Source organism: Paenibacillus sp. FSL H8-0079, from assembly GCF_037991315.1.
In the GTDB taxonomy this organism is placed as follows: Bacteria; Bacillota; Bacilli; order Paenibacillales; family Paenibacillaceae; genus Paenibacillus.
In genome coordinates this window covers 5513282-5533694 of record NZ_CP150300.1, presented here as the reverse complement: position 1 = coordinate 5533694, position 20413 = coordinate 5513282, and the positions used below count along the sequence as shown (strand labels likewise).

14 protein-coding genes and 1 pseudogene are annotated in these 20413 nt (G+C 35.8%); 11 read left to right on the top strand and 4 right to left on the bottom strand.

Going from position 1 to position 20413, the window contains the following annotated elements; genetic code table 11:
• Positions 1-225 precede the first annotated feature (225 nt).
• Positions 226-738, bottom strand: coding sequence for a hypothetical protein (locus MHI06_RS24735; protein ID WP_340399437.1), 513 nt, complete (start codon positions 736-738; stop codon positions 226-228).
• Between the two features lie 320 nt (positions 739-1058).
• Between MHI06_RS24735 and MHI06_RS24730 the strand changes: the two genes are divergently transcribed.
• The 11 genes and pseudogenes from MHI06_RS24730 to MHI06_RS24680 all read left to right on the top strand — a co-directional run bounded on the left by MHI06_RS24730 (position 1059) and on the right by MHI06_RS24680 (position 16878).
• Positions 1059-1802 carry a hypothetical protein gene (locus tag MHI06_RS24730; protein ID WP_340399436.1) on the top strand — a complete coding sequence of 248 codons (744 nt, stop codon included), beginning with the start codon at positions 1059-1061 and terminating at the stop codon, positions 1800-1802.
• Positions 1799-3346, top strand: coding sequence for a TnsD family Tn7-like transposition protein (locus MHI06_RS24725; protein WP_340399435.1), 1548 nt, complete (start codon positions 1799-1801; stop codon positions 3344-3346). The genes MHI06_RS24730 and MHI06_RS24725 overlap by 4 nt, the downstream gene beginning before the upstream one ends.
• A gap of 126 nt (positions 3347-3472) precedes the next feature.
• The gene (locus tag MHI06_RS24720) at positions 3473-4411 is read left to right on the top strand and encodes a hypothetical protein (protein ID WP_340399434.1); all 939 of its coding nucleotides are present in this window, start codon (positions 3473-3475) and stop codon (positions 4409-4411) included.
• Between the two features lie 451 nt (positions 4412-4862).
• Complete coding sequence (locus MHI06_RS24715; protein WP_340399433.1) at positions 4863-6842, top strand: AAA family ATPase; 1980 nt, start codon at positions 4863-4865, stop codon at positions 6840-6842.
• The gene (locus tag MHI06_RS24710; protein ID WP_340399432.1) at positions 6835-8628 is read left to right on the top strand and encodes an ATP-dependent helicase; all 1794 of its coding nucleotides are present in this window, start codon (positions 6835-6837) and stop codon (positions 8626-8628) included. The genes MHI06_RS24715 and MHI06_RS24710 overlap by 8 nt, the downstream gene beginning before the upstream one ends.
• 70 nt (positions 8629-8698) lie before the next feature.
• Positions 8699-9490: a hypothetical protein gene (locus tag MHI06_RS24705; protein WP_340399431.1), complete on the top strand. Its 792-nt coding sequence runs from the start codon at positions 8699-8701 to the stop codon at positions 9488-9490.
• Between the two features lie 491 nt (positions 9491-9981).
• Entirely contained in the window at positions 9982-11607 is a 1626-nt protein-coding gene (locus tag MHI06_RS24700) for a leucine-rich repeat domain-containing protein (RefSeq protein WP_340399430.1), read from the top strand.
• Positions 11608-12596: 989 nt separating this feature from the next.
• Positions 12597-13457 carry a hypothetical protein gene (locus MHI06_RS24695; RefSeq protein ID WP_340399429.1) on the top strand — a complete coding sequence of 287 codons (861 nt, stop codon included), beginning with the start codon at positions 12597-12599 and terminating at the stop codon, positions 13455-13457.
• 180 nt (positions 13458-13637) lie between these two features.
• Positions 13638-13955: a transposase gene (locus MHI06_RS24690; protein ID WP_340399283.1), complete on the top strand. Its 318-nt coding sequence runs from the start codon at positions 13638-13640 to the stop codon at positions 13953-13955.
• Positions 13956-13975: 20 nt separating this feature from the next.
• A pseudogene (locus MHI06_RS24685) lies at positions 13976-14830 on the top strand (IS3 family transposase); the annotation flags it as partial.
• A 1211-nt stretch (positions 14831-16041) separates the two neighbouring features.
• Complete coding sequence (locus MHI06_RS24680) at positions 16042-16878, top strand: ATP-grasp domain-containing protein (RefSeq protein WP_340399428.1); 837 nt, start codon at positions 16042-16044, stop codon at positions 16876-16878.
• A 1231-nt stretch (positions 16879-18109) separates the two neighbouring features.
• Here the strand turns inward: MHI06_RS24680 and MHI06_RS24675 are convergent.
• The 3 genes from MHI06_RS24675 to MHI06_RS24665 form a co-directional block, all read right to left on the bottom strand.
• On the bottom strand, positions 18110-18781 hold the full coding sequence (locus tag MHI06_RS24675; protein ID WP_340399427.1) for a DUF429 domain-containing protein: 672 nt from the start codon (positions 18779-18781) through the stop codon (positions 18110-18112).
• Positions 18782-18853: 72 nt separating this feature from the next.
• Positions 18854-19516, bottom strand: coding sequence for an endonuclease III (nth, locus tag MHI06_RS24670; RefSeq protein ID WP_340399426.1), 663 nt, complete (start codon positions 19514-19516; stop codon positions 18854-18856).
• Entirely contained in the window at positions 19516-20130 is a 615-nt protein-coding gene (locus MHI06_RS24665; RefSeq protein WP_340399425.1) for a CarD family transcriptional regulator, read from the bottom strand. Before MHI06_RS24665 ends, nth begins: the two co-directional genes overlap by 1 nt.
• Between the last annotated feature and the right edge of the window lie 283 nt (positions 20131-20413).

Below are 20413 nucleotides of genomic sequence, written 5' to 3'. Positions count from 1 at the left end.
GTTATTCCCAAACTTTTTCTCGACTGATTCTCCTTAATTACTCGATGTATTCAGGTGTTTTTAGAGCGCTATACATGATAAACTTTTGTGCTTATGGGTGGAGCGGAAGTCTTGTGGGACGTGGGACAAAGGAGTTTTCGTGGAGAGGGGCAAACTTTGTGACAAAACGATAGTCAAATCGTAAGGATACATACTAAAAATTGATTCAATATCCAGGGCACATTATTACACAAATAACTCATTTATTGCAATTGCAATATTTCTCAAAGCTTTATTATTGTGTCCAAACACATGTTGTTCGTTAGGGTGGAAAGCCATATTTCTATACATCCGCAATGAATGGTAGTAGTCTTTTTTGTTTCGATCTATTACTCGCCGTCTAACTAAATTGTTAATTTTTTTAGACAACCCAACTTCTCTTCCATTCGAATCCACATTAGTACCTATAACTTCTTTATGTTTATACGATATAGCCGCTTCAAAGGCTTTAATAGCTTGTTCATTTGCTAAAGTAAAAAAAGTCCAGTATAAATATCCATAGGCGTACAATGCTAATGCTGGATCAAATAATGATTTGATTTTTTCTGGAACCCGTTCATTAAGGCAAATGTCTTGAATGGATGCAATATAGTCTTTCTCTGTGAGTGGTTCTAAATTTCCTGTTTCAGTGTTAACTCTTCCGAAAAATTGAATGGCTTCATCAGCAGAATAATAGTTTTCAAAAGTTATCTTTTTCATGTAACTGCCTCCCTCCAATGATTATTATAGCAGAAAGCTATTAAAGAAGTTGTTTACGAGCAGAGTAATAAAAGTATCGAAGTCGAGCATTTCGCTGATCATGTCTTCACATCAGCTCGTTTTTTTGTCAGTTGATAAGGGGCTTGGGGAAGCCAGCAGGATGAAGCGATCTTCTCGAACCCCAGAGGAATGAAGTCGAGGAGTATTCCTGAGACTTCTTTTTTATTGGAGAGCATATTTTGTAACGGTATTTCAGACGAAGGGAAAGCCGTCGTATTGCACGACGAGGTAGTGGTCAGGGTGACGTTGCCTGGCTACCAATGAAGAAATCTGAGCCGAGTTGGAGGCTTTTCATTGAAGGGATTTGGGACCATCAGTGGGTTCGGAATCCAACGGAATTAACAACAGAGTTGAATGATGCCATGTATGAAGCGAGTTGTGGAATAACGGACATTGCCCTTAAAATTTTTATGTTCTCTCAGATACGAGCGATAACATCAGGGACAGAAACGATAACTCCACAGATCATTAAAGGTGTCGTTAAGGATAGTCTAAAACTGGTGGAACCGATGTTGAGCGCACTTCGCTCAGGCAACGTGGTTCAGATTGCCAAGTTTGGCGATATCAATATTACCCCTATAGATGGATTTATCGTTGCAGAACAATCCAAGTTGGATTTAGGAGATTTACTTCAAACGTTTCAGAAAACACAAAAAGAACAACAGGTGCATGCTGAGCGATTAAAACAGGATGCCGTAGTACGATTAACACTATTAGGGGTTCCAGAAAAAGAAGCCAAACATAATGTCAGCAAAATTCTCTCGGAAATGCCACATGTCCAAACCGTTCAAGAGGTTGTCCAAGTAGCATACAAACTCCATCTTGGACTAATCGAAGATAAGCAAACTACATGCAAGACACGACCGCAAATCGAAGATGAACGTGATTTGAGGAAGCTGGTTAAGGCAGGAAAAGACAAGGGTTCTACTGCCTACCAGGTGCTAAAAGATGCTGGATATATTGCATCTGATTTTTCGATTGATACTGGAAGTGAACTCGGATGATACTCCAATTTCCGATTCCTTATGAGGACGAATTATTGCATAGTTTGCTTGCCAGAGTTGGAATTCGAAGTGGCAACATAAGTCAAAGGGCTATCTTGATGGACATATTCGGAACAGACAGGTTTACAGCATGTTTGGAATTGCAACCAGGCATCAGCAATATAGTATCAAATTTACCTGTTAGATCAACAATATCAACCAATCAACTTATTCTCCACAACTCAATGTACCTCTTTTATACGGCTTTTCGAGATGAAGAGCAGGCGCACGCCATATATGTGAGTATGCTTGATGAACATGGGAGGGATCTGCATAATGCCATTGGTTTGATGTCGTCAGCTATAAAGCCACATACTCATTTCCAATACTGTGTATTGTGCAATCAATTAGATATGGAGAGACATGGTGAATACTATTGGAGGCGAATTCATCAAATTCCAGGCGTTCGAATTTGCATCAAACATGGCATATGGCTTTCTGAAAGCTCGGTTTTGATGAGAGAAAGAACGAAGTATGCATTCATAGCTCCAACACAGGATAATTGCTCTGATCATTCTGTTCAAGAAATTGCTGACAAAGAACTATTGAGTCAATACAGTTGCATCGTGAACAACATTGAGAAGTTGCTCAATTTCAAATATCCTCATCGTCCAATGGAGTGGTTTCATAAACACTATATAAATCAGTTAATGCGGAAAGGCTATGCCTCTAATAAGGGAAGAACTGATTATAAGCGGTTAAGAGCAGAATTTGTTGATTTTTATGGAGTTGAACTGCTGGAAATTCTCCAATCATCAGCAAATGGTGAGAGTAGTTGGTTAAAGCTAATTTTCCAAAAACATCGAAAAGGATTCCATCCTATTCGTCATCTACTGGTTATGCAATTTTTGGGACTGACACTGGAGGAAGTTTTTAATAGCGATCCATCTGAAATAGATGGTCATGAGAGTAAAACATCTCTGCCAAAGAGAAAAATTATGAAGAAAACAATGACTGAAGAATACAGAAGGCAAGCTAAAAGGGAGAGACGAGAAGTATGGTTGCAAATGCGAAATGATTATCCTCATCATGGTAGATTGGAGTTGAGGAAGCTTAATCCCAAGGTGTATGCGTGGCTCTACCTGTATGACCGAGAATTTCTTATGGATCACATGCCCGAAAAGTTGCCACCGAAGGCTGGTACAACACGTCATGATTGGGAAAAGAGAGATTTAGAAATTCTTGAAAAAGTTGCTGAGATTGCAGAACAGTTGATGAGTGAAGGAGGGAAGCCACGCCGCATCACTTTGGAAAGAATACAGGAGATCATAGGTAGCAAATGTTTAATGCCTAAGCATTTAAAGAAGATGCCACGTACTCGAACCTTTCTTGAGCAGGTGGTAGAAGATGCTGAAGCGTTTCAAAAACGTAGAGTATTGTGGGCAATCGGGGAATTGAAGTCGAACGATGAATCGCTAACTTTAAATAGGGTTAAAGTGAAGGCTGGAGTAAGTAGAGTTCCAGAGGAATATTTACATGATCTTAATAAGATCTCCGCAATATAAAATCGTTGAAAGAATTGCAGTTTTGTAAGTGTGACGATCATTCCCAACATAGGAGGGATATTTTGGTTTCTCGTCGAAATGTAGTTCAATAGCTGTATATTTTATTCAGAACGGGAGCGGCATATAGTGAAATTGGACTCTCATCACATTGAAAGATTAGTACCTTGGTTTGGGTATGGGAATTTTAATGAAGCAGAAGTAGTCTTTTTTGGAAATGAAGAAGGACTGGGCGGCTACCCAATTGAAGCGGTTTTAGGAAGGTGTCAGCTTTACGGATATGATCCGAATACGTGGATTGATAATGATTGGAGACTGGGGTATTGGGATGAAACAAGTCATGATGGGTACTTAACCCTGGGAAGGATAACGAATGAAATAAGAACTGCAAGTGGACTGTCACCTGTTGCCCCACCTCCACCTCCAGCTTCTCCGTTCTTAGAATTCCAAGCAAGGATGCTATTACATTTTGAACAAAAGGATCAAAATTGGTTCAATGTTAAGAAAAACCTTCTAAATAATCAATGGAATCAAATACAAGAGTTGAAAGAACACTTATATTCAAACAAGACTAAAATTAAGGCAGGATTAGTAGACTGGAGACCCTTGCCTCGCCCTACAGAGGATGTTTGGCCATACGATGGAATTGACGAAAAGAAGTACATTTCAGCTTTCAAATTAGCTAATGCAAATTTGAAAAAAATAACTGAATTAAGCAACGGTAAATTGGCAAAAGAAGAACTCGACGAGTATTCCAAGATGCTATGGAATCGTGCTGAGCTGATTAGGAAAGTATTTGTTACATTCCCCTTCTCAACACTAATCGGTGTTGGAGATATGAACGCCAAGAAGAAACTGTTGGAATTCATTTTCAGAAATGAAAATTTAACATTCACGAAAAAGACTTTGAGAAATGGGAAATCGTATGAGATAGCTGAGTTAATTCTTCCAAACAAGAAACTTACCATTATCCTTACATTATTCTTTAATCATCGTTCTAATTGCTTACAATTAGAAGGGCTACAGCATTTATGTGAGGATGTTCTTGAACCAATTATTGGCTGTTAAAGTTAATTTCAATTATAATGGAGTTTTCTTCTACAGAAAGTCCATAAGAATAATAAGTTGATTGTCGAGTCGATGAATTTCAGGTGTTTATTCCTGATTATTCGTTCGGCTTTTTTTGTTTTTTCAACAAATTCAGTCTTTCTGATCGTTGATTCGGTGTTCTTCTCTCAGTATCAGAGATCAAATTGTTAATTATTCCGAAAAGGAACGTTTTCGGAAATTATAAGTACATTATACCTATTTTTTTGGAGGACATTTGTACCATTTGTCGAATCAATAAGAATGGTTGGTTTTTTTGAAATTTTTGGGTATTGATTGAATTTTAAGATGAATGCAATAAATCATTCTAATGCGAACAGACTGCGTATGGCTTAATAATAGAGTTTTAGTGAAGTATAGTATTCTTATTTCCTATAGCAGGTGAAATGAGAGGCCAAGGAGGAAGGGTTATTTGTATATTTCTAAGCTAACTATCCAAAACTTTAGGTGTTTTCAAGACTTTACTGTTGAATTTAACGAAGGATTAAATGTATTAATCGGCGGTAATAATGCAGGGAAAACTACAGTAATCAGAGCATTGGAGTTTCTTTTTAAAAGAGGAAGCGCCAAAGCACCTACCATAGACGATTTTAATAAAGGCCTTGATGTATCAACCCCACCAGAAATAACAATTACCGCAACGCTTAGATCCTCCAATACAGATACTATGGATGATAAGGCTATAGTTGCAAGCTGGCTTACGAAATTGGAAACACCGTGGGAGGCAGAGCTAACCTTTAAATATTTCCTTCCAGAGCAGGATCAAAAAAAATATATTGGGGAAAGTGCTAATTTATCTACACCAAAAGAACGTTGGTTCTTGTTAGAAAGAAATCTAAAACGATACGTTGCAAGAATCTATGCTGGCAATATTGTTAATAAAAATCGTGCTGAGCCTGAATATTTGGATAAAATTCATTGTGAGACATTAGATGCGCTTCGTGATGTTGAGAGCAACATGTTTACAGGCAAAAACACCCTGCTGAAACAACTGCTCACTCATTTTAAAGATAAAGCAATGCATGCTGTGGATCATAGTGAAAAGACTGATGGTCAAAATGTGACTGTTGGTAATGATAAATTTGGTCAGCTCTCTCGTTCATTAGTTGATGATATTGTTGGACGGGTAAATCAGAAAGAATTTTTAGAATTCGCAGAAAAAACGGGTGCATCTGTTGGCGGCGTACCTGCTTTAGATGGGAATCTACAGGAAGGAGATGTATTGTCAGCCTTACGGCTTATCATTAGAGATCAGACTGGAATCGAGATCCCGATCATTAATAATGGAATGGGTTATAACAATCTCATTTATATTTCATTGATATTATCGAAATTCAAAATGATAACTTCCCCCGAATACGGCGAAAATGCAAAGACATTTCCTATTCTACTAATTGAGGAACCAGAAGCACATCTTCATCCAGCTCTTCAGTACAATTTTTTGAAATTTTTGAAGGATGAGATGGATCATCAAAGTTTCAGTAGGCAAATTTTTATAACAACACATTCCACGCAGATTACTTCTGCTGTTGGGTTGAAACCGATCATTTGCCTGGAAAAAGAAGGTGGGAAGCCTGTATTTGCAAAGTATCCCAGTAAAGTTTTCTCGGAAAGTAATGAAGATCAGGAATCAAGGAAATATGTAGAAAGATTTTTGGATGCAACTAAATCAGCCATGTTGTTTGCGAAGTCAGTCGTATTGGTTGAAGGGATGGCTGAATTAATTTTACTACCGATTTTAGCTCAAAAGGTGAATTGTGATCTGGACAAGCATCATGTAGCTCTTGTTCGGGTTGATGCACTAACATTTAAACATTTTATTAAACTATATGGTGCAGGGGTTAAATCAGAAAACATAGAGTATGCTTTGGAAAAGAGAGTAAGCTGTGTTATAGACTCTGACCCATCAAAAATCGTTAAGGAAAGGCAAGATGGAGAACGAAGAAGTTGGAAGAAATGTTGGCCTTTTGATTTAGACAGTAGTCCTGATATTTTTGACTATAAGCCGATATCAGGTGCAGTAAGAAATCTTAACGAACAGACAACAGCAAGTCCAAACGTTAAGGTATTCTATAAATCAGAAAAAGGGAAAACATTTGAATATGATTTAGCATGGGATAATTCTGAAAATGAGCTTTTATTTACAGATGATGTTGAGATCGTAGAGGTAAAAGAATTGAGCGTGTGTACCTGGGTTGAGAAGGAAAAGGAGCGTGCAAAGTTTGCCTCAAGCTTTTTGATTCATGCTCAAGGCGTAAAGGGTGAGCTGGCATTCGAATTAGCAAGCAGGATACAAGACAATAGGTCTACTGTTATTAATGTGCCCGCGCATATTAAAGGAGCGTTTGAGTGGGTGTGCTATAGAAACGAATTGGAGGAACGTAATGGATAAGGTCAGGGTTATCTCTTCCGATGAAAGGATTTCAGAGTTAACGAATCATTTCAAAGTTATCGCTGGTCCTGGTGCGGGAAAAACACATTGGCTTGTTATGCACATTCTGAACGTTCTTCAAAATGTGAGGAATCTTACGTCCACATCAAAAATTGCATGCATTACATATACAACTGTAGCAGGAGAAGAGATCCAAAAGCGTTTGGGAACCAATCAGAATAAAGTTGAAGTATCAACAATCCATAGTTTTCTTTATGCGAATATTGTTAAGCCGTATATTTATCTAATGAAAGATGACAACGGAAATACGTTGGTTAATATTGAAGAGTTGGATGGTCATGACGATAACATAGCTACAAAAGGTAAGATATACGTTTGGCAACAAGAAGCGAAGAATGGAAGCTATTTGACTGATAAAATAAAGATCAAGAAATGCTTAGAAAACTTGGATTGGAAGCTTGAAGATGGTGAAATTAAATTGAAACCAAGAAAATTCTATCTAAGCAAGATCGGAAGGTATAGCATACGGTTAGAAGAAATGCTCTTATATAAGAAGCAGTTTTGGAAAGAGGGCGTAATTCATCACGAGGATGTGCTTTATTTCGCTTATAAAATTCTTGAGGAATATCCCGTTCTACTTGAACATTTAAGTTCTAAATATCCGTATATATTTATAGATGAATTTCAGGACACAAATCCGATCCAGACAGAAATTATAAAGAAGCTAAGCAATGCTGGTTCTGTAATTGGTGTAATCGGAGATTCAGCTCAATCTATTTATGAATTTCAGGGAGCTTCGCGTCAGGAATTTATTTCATTTACTCTTCCAAATCAAACTACGTATTCAATAGAGAATAATAGGAGATGCGGTAGTAAAATTGTAGACTTTCTGAATTGCATTAGAAGTGGCGACGAGCTGGAGCAAAAGCCTACAAGGGATGATAGTGAGATCGATGTTTATTTTTATGAATGTAGTGAAACGACAGACATAAGCGTAACAAGCTTTCATGAATTGAGGAGTAGGTTTGGGCTTGACGGAGATTATTGTATATTGACTCGTAATAATGACACGGTAAAGCGACTTCGAAATGCTGAGCTTGAGGACATTTGGTCGATTTTTAATGAAGTCGATGCTAATAGGGAAAGGTTTATTAAAAAGATATTTACTGCGTATAAATCGGTTAAAGATAACCGACAAGAGGCAGGAGTAAAGGAACTCATAAAAGTATTTAGAACTGATAAAGATGGGGTTTTAAAGGAACCTTTTCAGGATAGTCAACATATTAGCTCTATAATGAAACGAAGTTTGGCAGTGGATCTGCTTGAATTTATGGCTGGCAGGATGGATGAGTTTTATAATGGCTCTTTATATGATTTTTATGAAAGTTTATTCCAAACGTTAAAGACTAAGAACTATGGAATTAAGAAGATTACAAGGGGGAAAATTAAAGAGTTTTCCGATACAACATCCATAAAAAAACTTTTAGATAATCTTATCTTGCCAGAAGAAAAATCATCAGATATACGAACTATTCATAAGGCAAAAGGGATGGAATTTCAATCTGTACTACTATATCTTTCAGATATTGATGAAGTTAATCAACTTACTAATCCTGATATTGATTCTAACGAAGATGATACTCGTATTCTATATGTTGCATTAAGTAGAGCGAAGGATTTCTTGTATATAGCTTGTCCACCATTAAATAAAGAAGCTAAAAAAAAATTGACAACTATGAACATCAAACAATTTGTTCCTGACTCTACTGGTCTGGTTAGAGCGTAGTGTCTACTCTCTTGGTGTAAAAAATTTCAGAAGCCTTGTAACCTGATTATTGAATCAAAGGAGAAAACAGATGGATGATAAATACTTATTATATATAGACATTTTAGGTTTCAAAGACCTGGTCGATAATGATATCAATAAAGTTAAAGATTTGTATCAGGTAATTGCCAGTCTCAATGTACATCAACATGATAGTTTTAAGGCAATTGTCTTTTCAGATACGATATTAATATACAACAATTTTCCTACTCCAGACGAAAAAACAAAAGCATATACAGTGATGTTCCTATGTGAGTTTGTTCAGGATCTTCAACATAGACTTATTGGTAGGAACATTACCTTCAGAGCTGTAATAACATATGGGCAATTTATTAATTATGAAATTAATCAAATTCCTTGTTTTTATGGAGCTGCACTTATCGATGCATATCTCATGGAAAAGGAAATACCATGTACGGGGTTGTTTATAACTGATCGTTGCAATGCATCAAATAATATTTTTCGGACACAGCGTTACAGCGATGATCTAAATTTTGTATTCGTAACTCAGAATCTTCACCGATTAGAGTATGAAGGACATTCAAATGGCTGGCTAATTAATGAATTAGGATTAACAAGAGATGTTATGGCAGAAACCCTCCATATTAAATTTATTTTTGAGAATATGCGAAATCATAGTAACCCTAAAGTGAGTACAAAATATAGTGCAACTTGGAACCTGTACGTGAATCAATATCCAAAAACGCTTGAGCTGTTCGAACAGAACTCTTTTAATCTAAATGCTATATACCCTGAAATTGATTGGGATGAATGGTTGAAATTAATACCAGAGGATTACTCATATATTCAAGAAGGTGGATAATGATGATAGAACTCAAATAGCCTGTTCACAGTTATTCGCGGAAACAAAAGCCGAGATTGGATATTTAGAATGTTCGTACCAATTGATGAAATTAATCATATCAAAGAACTTTTAATTAGGCGGATACAAAGTAAATAGCCGAACACTGAGATGATATTTGTTGTGATTAATCAAAGCGATCAAGTGATTGCATCGAAAACCATTTACGTAAGGGTTAAATAATAGTAACGACTCGGTTTAATATATTGCGAAAACCTCGAAATCGGCTTTGCATCTACTGGATATAGATTTATTATGAATAGAAACTTGATAGTTTTTAACCATAATAATTCAGGAAACTCTTATGAGTGATTATAGTATCCAGATGGATGGGGAATCATGAAGTAGTATTCTTGATAAGTTGAGTAGTGACACTTTCTTGTTGGATTATCACAGATTATAAGGTTATTATGTTTTTATTTATAGATAGGTAAAAGGAAGAGATGATATTTATGGAAGAATTGAATTTTACAAATAAAGATATATTCGAAAGAGATTTTTATGTTTGTAAATATTGCAGCAAGAAGTTGGAAGAGGGATTGTTGCTGATTGATTGTGTTGATAAGAGAGCAGATTATGATATTGATAGTTGGGTTACTATATGTACTGTTTGTAATGAAAAAAAAGCAGATAAAGATTTGGACGAGTATTTAAAGGATATTATTTTTACTAATACTGAATACTATAATGTTTTTGTTGAAAATATTAACATCATAACTAATCTTTCAAACGAATTCATTATTGATGAAAAAAACAAATCAACCTTGAATAAGATGCTATACGTTAATGCGATCACAGCTATGGAAACATATCTTTCTGATGTTTTTATTTTCCTTGTTTTAAATGATAATAGCTTATTGAGAAAATACATTGAAAATGATTTAGATTACAAAAATGAAAAAGTTGTGATTTCTGATATTTTTGAATGGGTTGAAAAATCAAAAGAAAAAGTTAGTGACAAATTATTAGGTATTACTTTTCACAACTTAGTTAATGTCAAAAAGATGTTTAAATCAGTGCTTAATATTGAATTCTCAGACATATCAGAATTGATCAAGGTTGTAAAGGTAAGACATGATATAGTGCATAGGAATGGGAAAAATAAAGAAGGTAATCAGATTATTATTTCCACTAAAGAAATTAGTCTACTCATCAAAGAGGTGTCTGTATTCATAAAGTTTATAGATGACCAAATAAATATAGAGTATTACAGAAAGAAAGATTTAAATGAAAATTTATTAGAAAAATATCTTTTATTGGTAATTAATAAATCAATAGAATTTAATGATGATATGTATTTAAATGAGTATATTAAAATCAAAGGTTATATTGAGACTTTTTACGGAAGTGATTTTATTTTAAAGAGAAAAAATAAAGATTTGGAATCGATTCAAAACCTCATTATGCTTCTTGAAAACTTGAATAGAGATGCTGATTATTTGAAAAAAATATATTTGCCTTTAGAAGAATTAGAGGTTCCAATATATTTGGATATAAATTTACTGGACGTTGTTAAATTGAAGCATTTAAAAAAATTATCTATTCAAGGTTCAGGGATGGAAAATGAGGACGATACTATTCCAAAAAGAAAAAATTTAGAATTACTATCCACCATGACTCAATTAGAATCTTTAAATATTGGCAGAACCGATCTGTATGATATATCCTTTTTATCAAGATTAACAGAGCTTAAATATCTTGGAATTCATGCGAACAATATAGAATCATTAAAAAAAATTAAAAACTTACAGAAGCTCGAATATCTTTCTGTTTTCCAAAATAATATTTCTAATTTAAGCGGTTTAGAAGAATTGATAAATTTAGAAACATTAGATATTGCTTCTAACAAAATTAAAGATATTAGCACTTTGTCTAAACTGAAAAAGTTAAATACTTTGTATCTTCATAATAATGAAATTAGTGATATATCACCCCTCTTTAATCTGCGAAACCTGAAGTATTTAACTATAAGCGGAAACAGTGTGAGTGAAGAAGACTGTGAGAGATTGAAGGATAAAAATCCTAATTTAGAATATTTTGGGTATGACAGACGGAACGTCGCGTCTAATTCTATATAGTTGGAATCATAGAGTAAAAAGGATTCCGTGTAGGTGAAATAGTCGTATTAGTAAAGTATTGGTTAAGATTTTTGCAATTAAATAACTCTAAGTAAATTTATGATGAAAGAATGAAGAGATAATAAAAAGCAACTTCCTTTTAACAAATAAAAAATTCCTGTCTGATTGTATTTTTGACTGTCCCTAAACCACTAAAGACTGGAACAATGGTTGCCGCTTTTCACCAACCATTGTTCCAACCTTATTGTCATCCATATAACCATCAGAGCAGGGATTTCCCATTCAAATGCCGAATAGGTAAGCAGGCATAAACCCAGTCTACTTAAGCCTTTATGGGGATGTGAACTGCTTGTTCAAGACGTTTACTCAGGCATTTCCCAGGCGCCCCGAAGTTTACCACTCATTACTCATAGTTTTAACGCTAAGCCGACGAATTTCGGGTACTAACCCCTGATTCCTCCTCGGGCTTTTTGCTCCATCACTTTTCAGGCATTTTTTGTCCTTTCTTTTCCTCGAACTTTTGTCACACCCGATTCTTTTTCCAACGAATATTATTTTTTCCAATTCAGAATTAGCTTGCTTTTTTTGTTCTGATTTTCCTCGTTTTTGGTTATTTTCTTGGTTAAAGGATTCAGTTGTGAACATATTTACTTCAAGATTTAGGCAAGGGGAGGATAGGAGAATAATTGGTGAGTTTCGTGAGGCATCATGCGAGTGGAGTGATAGAAGGAAGATTGGAGTAAGGCTGATCAGGAGATTGTTACTCAAGCAAGGAATGTTGTCAAAGCTATTCAATTTATGCAAGAGAAGTTAATGCTGATTATTAAAGAATTTGAGTAACGAAGGGATTATTCAAAGTTTTCCGTATAGCTCACAGTTTATGTTTGCCGATATGGATGATGAAGAAGAGGAGTTTATGTAGCAGTGAAAATTCTGAATAAATGCTGTTGTTTCACAATAAAAATATAAATACGATCGGAGCGATTGAAATGCTAAAGAAGGCAGAAGAACCATTTAAGCTACTAAAATATTTAGAGGGATCAGATAAATGGCGAAAATCATTAGAAAAGATGTGTTCAGCTATTCTTCACTGCAAGTATAAAGAAAAACATACAGTGATAAGAATTGATGGATCGGGCGGAGATGACGGTATTGATGTTTGGGTCGAGACATCGAAGGCTAAGGTACACATCTACCAATGTAAGTTCCACGTAGATAATTTAAATTTACCGCAAAAGAATAAGATATTAGAGTCTTTTCTAACAGCATATGAAAAAAATAAAGATAATGGGCTTACCCGCTGGGTGTTAGTTATTCCTAAGACATTAATAAAAAGTGAATTGCGATGGTGGAACGAATTTTGTGAAAAACACAATGATAAGGGGATTCAATTTAAAATATGGGATGAAGATAAACTACTCAATTTGCTTAAGAAATATGAATTACATGATGAATACTTTCAAGTTGAAGATAGATTCAAGGATGTACGAGAGCAATTCGAAAAAGATTTTAGAGATATAATCTCAAAGTTTACAGATGGGAGAGATAGATATACATTAGATGATATTGAAAATATGAATGATGTGTCTGAAAGGTGGAAAGCCTCTCCGTATTTAGATTTTAGAAATTCAGCAATTGCCAGCATGTTAAATAATTTCTTAATGAATATTTCTGTTGTAGATGGAATAATAAACAGGGCAGAGCTACCTGTCCAAAAGGAATTTCGATTTTTAATGAGGTATTATTTTATTCCAGAGTATTATAGATTGTGTAGAGAACGAGACAATGACCAGGATCAGAAAGCTGTGGATTTCTATAGAAATAATAATGCTGAAGATATTAAGAGTTAATTGAAGATAACTGTTAAACCTAAGATTGGATATATGAAAAAGTAGGCAGATAGTAAATAAAACAATTTCTCGTTCTTCTGTTTAACCAATAAATAATTCCTGTCCAATTTTTGGAGCTAGAATAAAAAGTGGACACCCGTTAACGGACGGAAGGATAATGAGACTAACGGAGGTGTCCACATGGGAGAACAGCGGCAACGATATAACGAAGAATTCAAGAAACAAACGGTCAAATTCATTCAAGAGCAGACGAAGACACTTGGAGATTTGGCAGAAGAACTCAACATTCCAAAAAGTACGTTGCACCAATGGATGAGTAAGTACCGCGAACTAAAACATGAGCCTGTTGCCAGCGTAGATCGAGTGAAACAACTGGAAGCAGAACTCCAAGAGATGCGCCGGTTGCTTCAAGAGAAAGAGCACACGCTCGCGGATACACAAGAAGAACTGGCGATTGTAAAAAAAGCAGTGCACATCTTCAGCAAACCAAAGAGCTAAGATTTCAGTTTGTAGAAGATCATCGCTCCGAGTTTTCTTTGGAGAAGATGTGCAGAACCTTTCAAGTATCACGGAGCGGATATTACAAATGGCGAATGGACCAAACCAGCAAGCGGCAGAACCGAAAAGCCGAGGTCATGAAGCGTATTCGCTATCATTTTTACGACCACCAGATGCGGTGCGGAAGCCCTAAAATTACGTATCTGCTCCATTTAGAAGGGTTGCGAATCTCTTCCCGTACCGTCAGTATATACATGCGTCAAATGAATCTACGTTCTGTGGTCATGCCCAAATATCGCGTTCAGACGACGGATTCCAAACACGACAATCCTCTTGCGCCAAATACGCTGAATCAGCAATTTAAAACGTCCAAACCGAATACGGTATGGGTTACCGACATCACCTACATTCCTTGCCGAGGAGGTCGTCTATATCTCGCCAGCGTTCTGGATTTGTGCACACGTGAAATTGTAGGCTGGCGTCTATATAACCATATGGAAACCAGTTTGGTGATGGGTGCACTGGAGGAAGCTTACAAGGCCAAACGCCCCGCTCCGGGATTACTCCATCACTCGGATCGCGGCTCTCAATACACGTCAAAAGAATACGTGGAGCAACTAAAATCATACGGAATGGAATCAAGCATGAGCCGCCGAGGAAACTGTTATGATAACGCCTGTATTGAGTCATGGCACAGTATTTTAAAGAAGGAACTCATTTACTGCAATCCTCGTTTTAAGACGCCGGAAGAGGCTTATACTGCCATCTACCAGTACATTGAGTTCTATTACAACCGCAAGCGAATGCATGGCGCGCTAGGGTATCTTTCCCCTGCTCGTTTTGCGATGAAATTTACGGACAAATCCGCAGCGTAGTGTCTACTTTTTTGACATAGGTCCATTTATTTTTACCGTCCCTACTAAAATTAACTGTCCCCAAACCACCAAAGGCTGGAACCTGGTTGCCGCTATTTCTCAACCATTGTTCCAGTCTTTTTCTCGTTCCTGAAAGCATCCCAGCAGGGAATTCTCATCCAAATCCCGAATAGATAAACAAGCAGAAACCCAGGCTACTCAAGGCTTTTGGGGGATTGAAAGTAGTTGATTCAGGCATTTCCCAGGCTCTTACCCAGGCGTTTTAAATGCCGATCTTTGCTTTTCTCAGGCACTTCTCTATCCCTTCAAGGACACGAATTATTAGTTGTTTTCGTTCACAATTGAACCAGTTTCTTTCCAGTTTTCAGGGCTTTTTCTCAGAGTTTTTGGGACAGTTATTTTTATCTCGGAAATGGCGGTGAAGCCTTGTGGGGTAAGGGATTGGGGCAGATTGGAGAGAGGGTGTTTTGGGGACAGTTATTTTTATTTTTTTACAATATATACGCGTAAACCCAATCAGGATGTGGTTTATATCATCAATTGAGACGACGGGGATGAAGAGTAAATTAAGCTCAAATGTTCATTGTTCTTCTTCTTGAGTTCTGTTTTCAGACTAAAAATAAACAGGGGTATTTTTATATGATGTTAGTAATAAAAATCCTTTTGCATACAAACTTTATAACTAACTTTAACAGTCCCCATGAACAGTAATATTTCTTGGGGATTTTTTTTCTTTATGGACAGAGGGTGAATATAAAATGAAGAGCAAAGGGGAAAAGCTTAAATACATTAGAAAGCTGAACAAGCTTAATCAAATTTAATTTTCACAAATCTTTGGTGTTTCACAGGGAACACTAAGTGAATGATCTCAACTTTATCAGTCGCAGGGTGTGCGTTGTCATAATCAGTGAAAATATTTTCAAAATAAATGAAAAAAATTTGTCGCAATTAGTGGGAAATGTATTTTTATTTATTATTATGCACTGATTTTGTAGGAAATGTGTGTTTTTTACACTTATCCAATACAATTGTGAAAACAAAGCATATTGTGGAGGCCATTAAATATGATTAATCATTTGATCACAAAGTCGTCCACATGAATGGGTGGTTCGCTTATCGCATTTTCTTATTTTCTTTGAATAGGAGATTAACATCGTATAATATGTTAAGAATGGGTTAATAAGAAGAATACGAAAGTTAGGTGTTCCTATTTGAAGAAGTTGTTATTGGTAACAGACCTTTACTATCCAGCTAAAGGCAGAAACTATTATGAAGAAGACCTGTATCTCACTTCCCAACTTAGAGAAGAGTTTGACTTGATTATTTGTCATCCGGAGGATATGGAGAGCTTCGAGGATGTTGTCGATTTAATTGTCTTTCGAAATGCAGGTCCTGTTGCCAATTTTAAAGAAAAGTATCAAGCTTTTCGTAAGAGAATAGTAGATAAGCAACTAAATACTTACAATTCATTCAATGGCAAAGCAGATATGAATGGAAAAGAGTATTTGCTGGAATTAACAAATGTAAATTTCCCGGTTATACCCACGATAGATTCCGTTGAGAATGTTAAATTTCTACCTGAGGTAGAACAATTCATTGTCAAACCAAAAGATGGTGCTGATTCCATTGGCATGAAGAAAATTTCTAAAGAAGAACTAACTAATGAAATTGATAATGAACAGCATAGTATTCTGGTGCAACCGTTTATCCCTTTTGAGTACGAGGTATCCTTCTACTTCATTGACAAGAACTATCAATACGCATTGTATGCACCGGATAAAGATAAGCGTTGGGAATTGAAAGAATATACACCTAGTGAACAAGATTTATCTTTTGCTCAAAAGTTTATTGATTGGAATAACATTGACTGTGGTATTCAACGTGTGGATGCATGTCGCACACCATCAGGAGAACTACTATTAGTTGAACTGGAGGACTTGAATCCTTATCTGTCTCTGTTGGAACTTTCTCCTGAAACTCGCGCCGAGTTTATTCAGAACATGAAGGAATCTTTAATAAATGCCCTTAGTCTTAATCATTTGGGATAAATGCGTATCATTCAGTTGAAATGCGAAATAGCAATGATTAAGCATGAAAAGACGGGTTTGTTCCATGTCATCGGGACTCACCCGTTTTTTGTTTTGAGCCGCATTTGGTAGCTTCAGTAAAGTGGTCTTGTTTTTCCTGCATAGTTACATAGTACGTATGCATTTAAAACAAAGAACCCAACGTTTTTGCTGCGGACGGTACAGACGCCAATCTATTAATTCCGCTGTAGGCACAAGTAAGTCAATTGATATGCAAACAGAAGAGATCAGTATGCAGAGGAAGAAGCAGCTCGCTCTGCTAATCAACTTGAGGGTCAAAAAACTTGTTGGATCTTCAGATGGCTATGAGTGTAGTAAATGAGTTATTAAAAAACGAAGAAGAACAAGATACATCCTATGACACACAAAAGGGACTGATGCAATTCATTACATGAGACAGGAGGTCTGTGAAATTATATCTAGAACTATTTTATTTCATTCTAATATTGATAGAAGATTATGATCTCGAGGACAAAAAAATACTTAGGGATTTGTTAATTGTGGAGATGACTGATGATGAGCGTGAATTCTTTTACATCGAGGCAGTATCAGACGAAGATAAATTAAAGTTGCTTTAAGTTGAGTGGATTTGATCACATAAATTGAATAGAAAAAAACCGTTGAATAGTGAGCATTTTTTTAAAATTTGGATTCAAATGCAGAGTTCATGGGATTAAGTGAAACGGAGGAATTGTTTTAAGAATCAACATGAAGTGCACATAGTATTCCTTAAGTTAAATTGATCTATCGCAAAATAAAGGTGGACGATCCACCCTTTAATTGTTCACAACTTATAGATGCTAGAGTGATTTTATTACATCACTATACGATGGGTTGGTGGAGAATCAATTAGGGCATATTCTGTTATGAATTAGTTTTCAAGTTAGGTCTCCAGCCACGTAAAGCATGTCAGCAAAGTAGTTGAGAAGCGTTATTAATTAAGGTTCATTGATCTGAAATTGTGTGCTACAGGATAATGTTGAAGGGGTAGAATATAAAATGAAACATTCAGTTAAATTGAAGCAGGTTGATATGCAGTTGGATACATTATCAGCGTGGTGCTAGATGGAGCGAAACTTGAAATGCAAATTGACCAGGAATACTTCATTGTTGCTTGCATTTCCATATTCCCTGATCAAGGAATGGGAGCGTCTAGCTATATGGGTAATGAATGAACAAGAATTCTATAACTCTAACAGCTAAATTCATATGGGTGAAACTTATCCGTTTTACTAAATAAAAAGGCATAAGTCCCAACGTCCCAGCAGAAAGCAGAATAAGCAGCAACTATGGAGTCTATGTCATGGTCAGTGTAATTACCTGTAGCTTCTATTCCAGAAATTGTTTGGGATAAGCAATTGATCACATTTAATTTCGCATGCTTGTTATTTACTTCTTTATAATTCTGAATATCTACAGCAATCGAGTGATAAAAATGCAAGAACAAAGCTGCTCTTGGATGAACTTCTACTATTTTAGCCTCTGGATACCCTATGCTGATACTTCTTGAGAGTGTTATCCCTCTAACAGTTAAGTACACCATGTGTCTGCTCATTGGTGGAATTACAGAACTTAATTTAAATTTTTCCTGTTTATTCTGAATAAATTTGTTAATTTCTGCTAGTGAATCTTTTAATTTTTTATCGGATTCTCTGCACTTGTTATCTCCATTAGTAGATAAAGGAGAATCAATTCCAATAACACAGTTTTCTTTATATTTATCAATTACATCTAAAATGTCAGCATCATTAAGACCACTTGTGATTGACACAAGTTTCAACATATTATTATTAGTCAACTCGAGTACAGTTACTGAGGTGTTGGCAATATTATTACCACTTGATAGATCAATCCCTATATACATAAGCGCCTCCATGATTTTTAATGTTCTAACAAAGGTTGTATTCCTATCTCATCAGAGAGTACAGTGTAACGTCTATTGGAGTTGAACTTCTCTTTGATAGTAATCGCAAAAATCAGTTAGAGCACATTTTGGACAATTTGGCTTGCGTGCTTTACAAATATTCATGCCTTGCCCAATAAACCACTCATGAGCATGGTATTTAAACTTTAATGGAGTCACTTTATTAATAGTATCTGCTGTATCTTCTCTCAAAGTTGTTTTTACTATTCCTAGACGATTAGCAACTCTATGAACATGCGTGTCCACAGCTATAGTTGGCTCACCAAAGGTAAAATGCATCATAATGTCTGTGCATTTACGCCCGACCCCTGTCAGTGCTATGAGTTTGTCCCTGGTAGTAGGAACTTCCCCATTGTGTCTTTCAATTAACTGGTGACACATCTTTTTCAAGTTTTTTGTTTTTCTATTGTAATGGGCTGCGGGTTTGATTAAGGAAGATAATTCTTCATCCTCAAGTTGAAGTAATTGTTGGGGGGTAGAGATCTTGTCATAAAGAGCTGTACAAGCTTCAATAGTTCTTTTTTCAGTAGTCATAGTAGAAATTGCTACGGATACTAATGCTTTAAAAGGAGTACTGGACAAGCCTTTGGCAATCCATTCATTATCGGTTTCAACAAAAGTTGGTTGTGTACTGCGCAATCGTTCATATATTTGAGTTATTCTTTGCTGATCCATCAGTTCATGCTCCTTCCTGTTATACTCTCCACATATTCTAATCTAGTCTGTTTTCTAGAATTCTTTAAATTTTGAAGACTTATTTCACGAACGAGAGAGGTGAAATCGCTCTTTTTACCATTCAGTCGTAGGTCTATACTTTTTTTCACATTACTTTTTGCTTTCTCGAGGGGTAATTTTGCAACATACATAAGTTCATTTATGCACAGATCACAAGCTCTTTTTAGTGAATATTTGTCATGTGAAGTAAGTTTGAGTTCATACTTTGATGCGCACACTAAATCGCGAATTACCTCCGTTAAGTTGAAAATTTCTCCTGACTTCAACTTAGAATCTAAAAGTTTCCTTCTATCTGAAACAAGAACAGGTAATTTGCTAAATTTATTGAAAAAATGAATATGAGATGTTTCTAAAATGGATAAGCTAGAGAGAGGGCGGACTCCAAGTTGTTCCGCTGATTCCTGAGGAACTAAAATGTTCATCTTGAGCTCGCTAAAATAGAGTTTATAATAGTGCCTTTGTTGATTCTCGACCCAGAGTGTAACTTCTTCTTCTAAAATCCCAACACCATGCAATGGATAGAAAAGTAATTCTCCAACCTTGATATCAATCATGTGTTTTCCCTCACGTTCAGTCAGTCATTAACTTATTATAACATCCCCCTGTCAACCCCCATCAGGATAGAATTTTGTCAATATATTTTTTGAACAACAACATACATTATCAAAAGGAAAAGAAACTTGAATTAAAAAAAGCTTGACTAGTACGACAAGAAAAAGTGTATGCTTACAAAATAACTTGTAAGTATTGATCACAGGTATAAAGTGAAGAGACAAAGCACTATGTAGCTTGTTATTCTCTTATACCAAGTAAATTGGTATGTTTACTATGAATTAT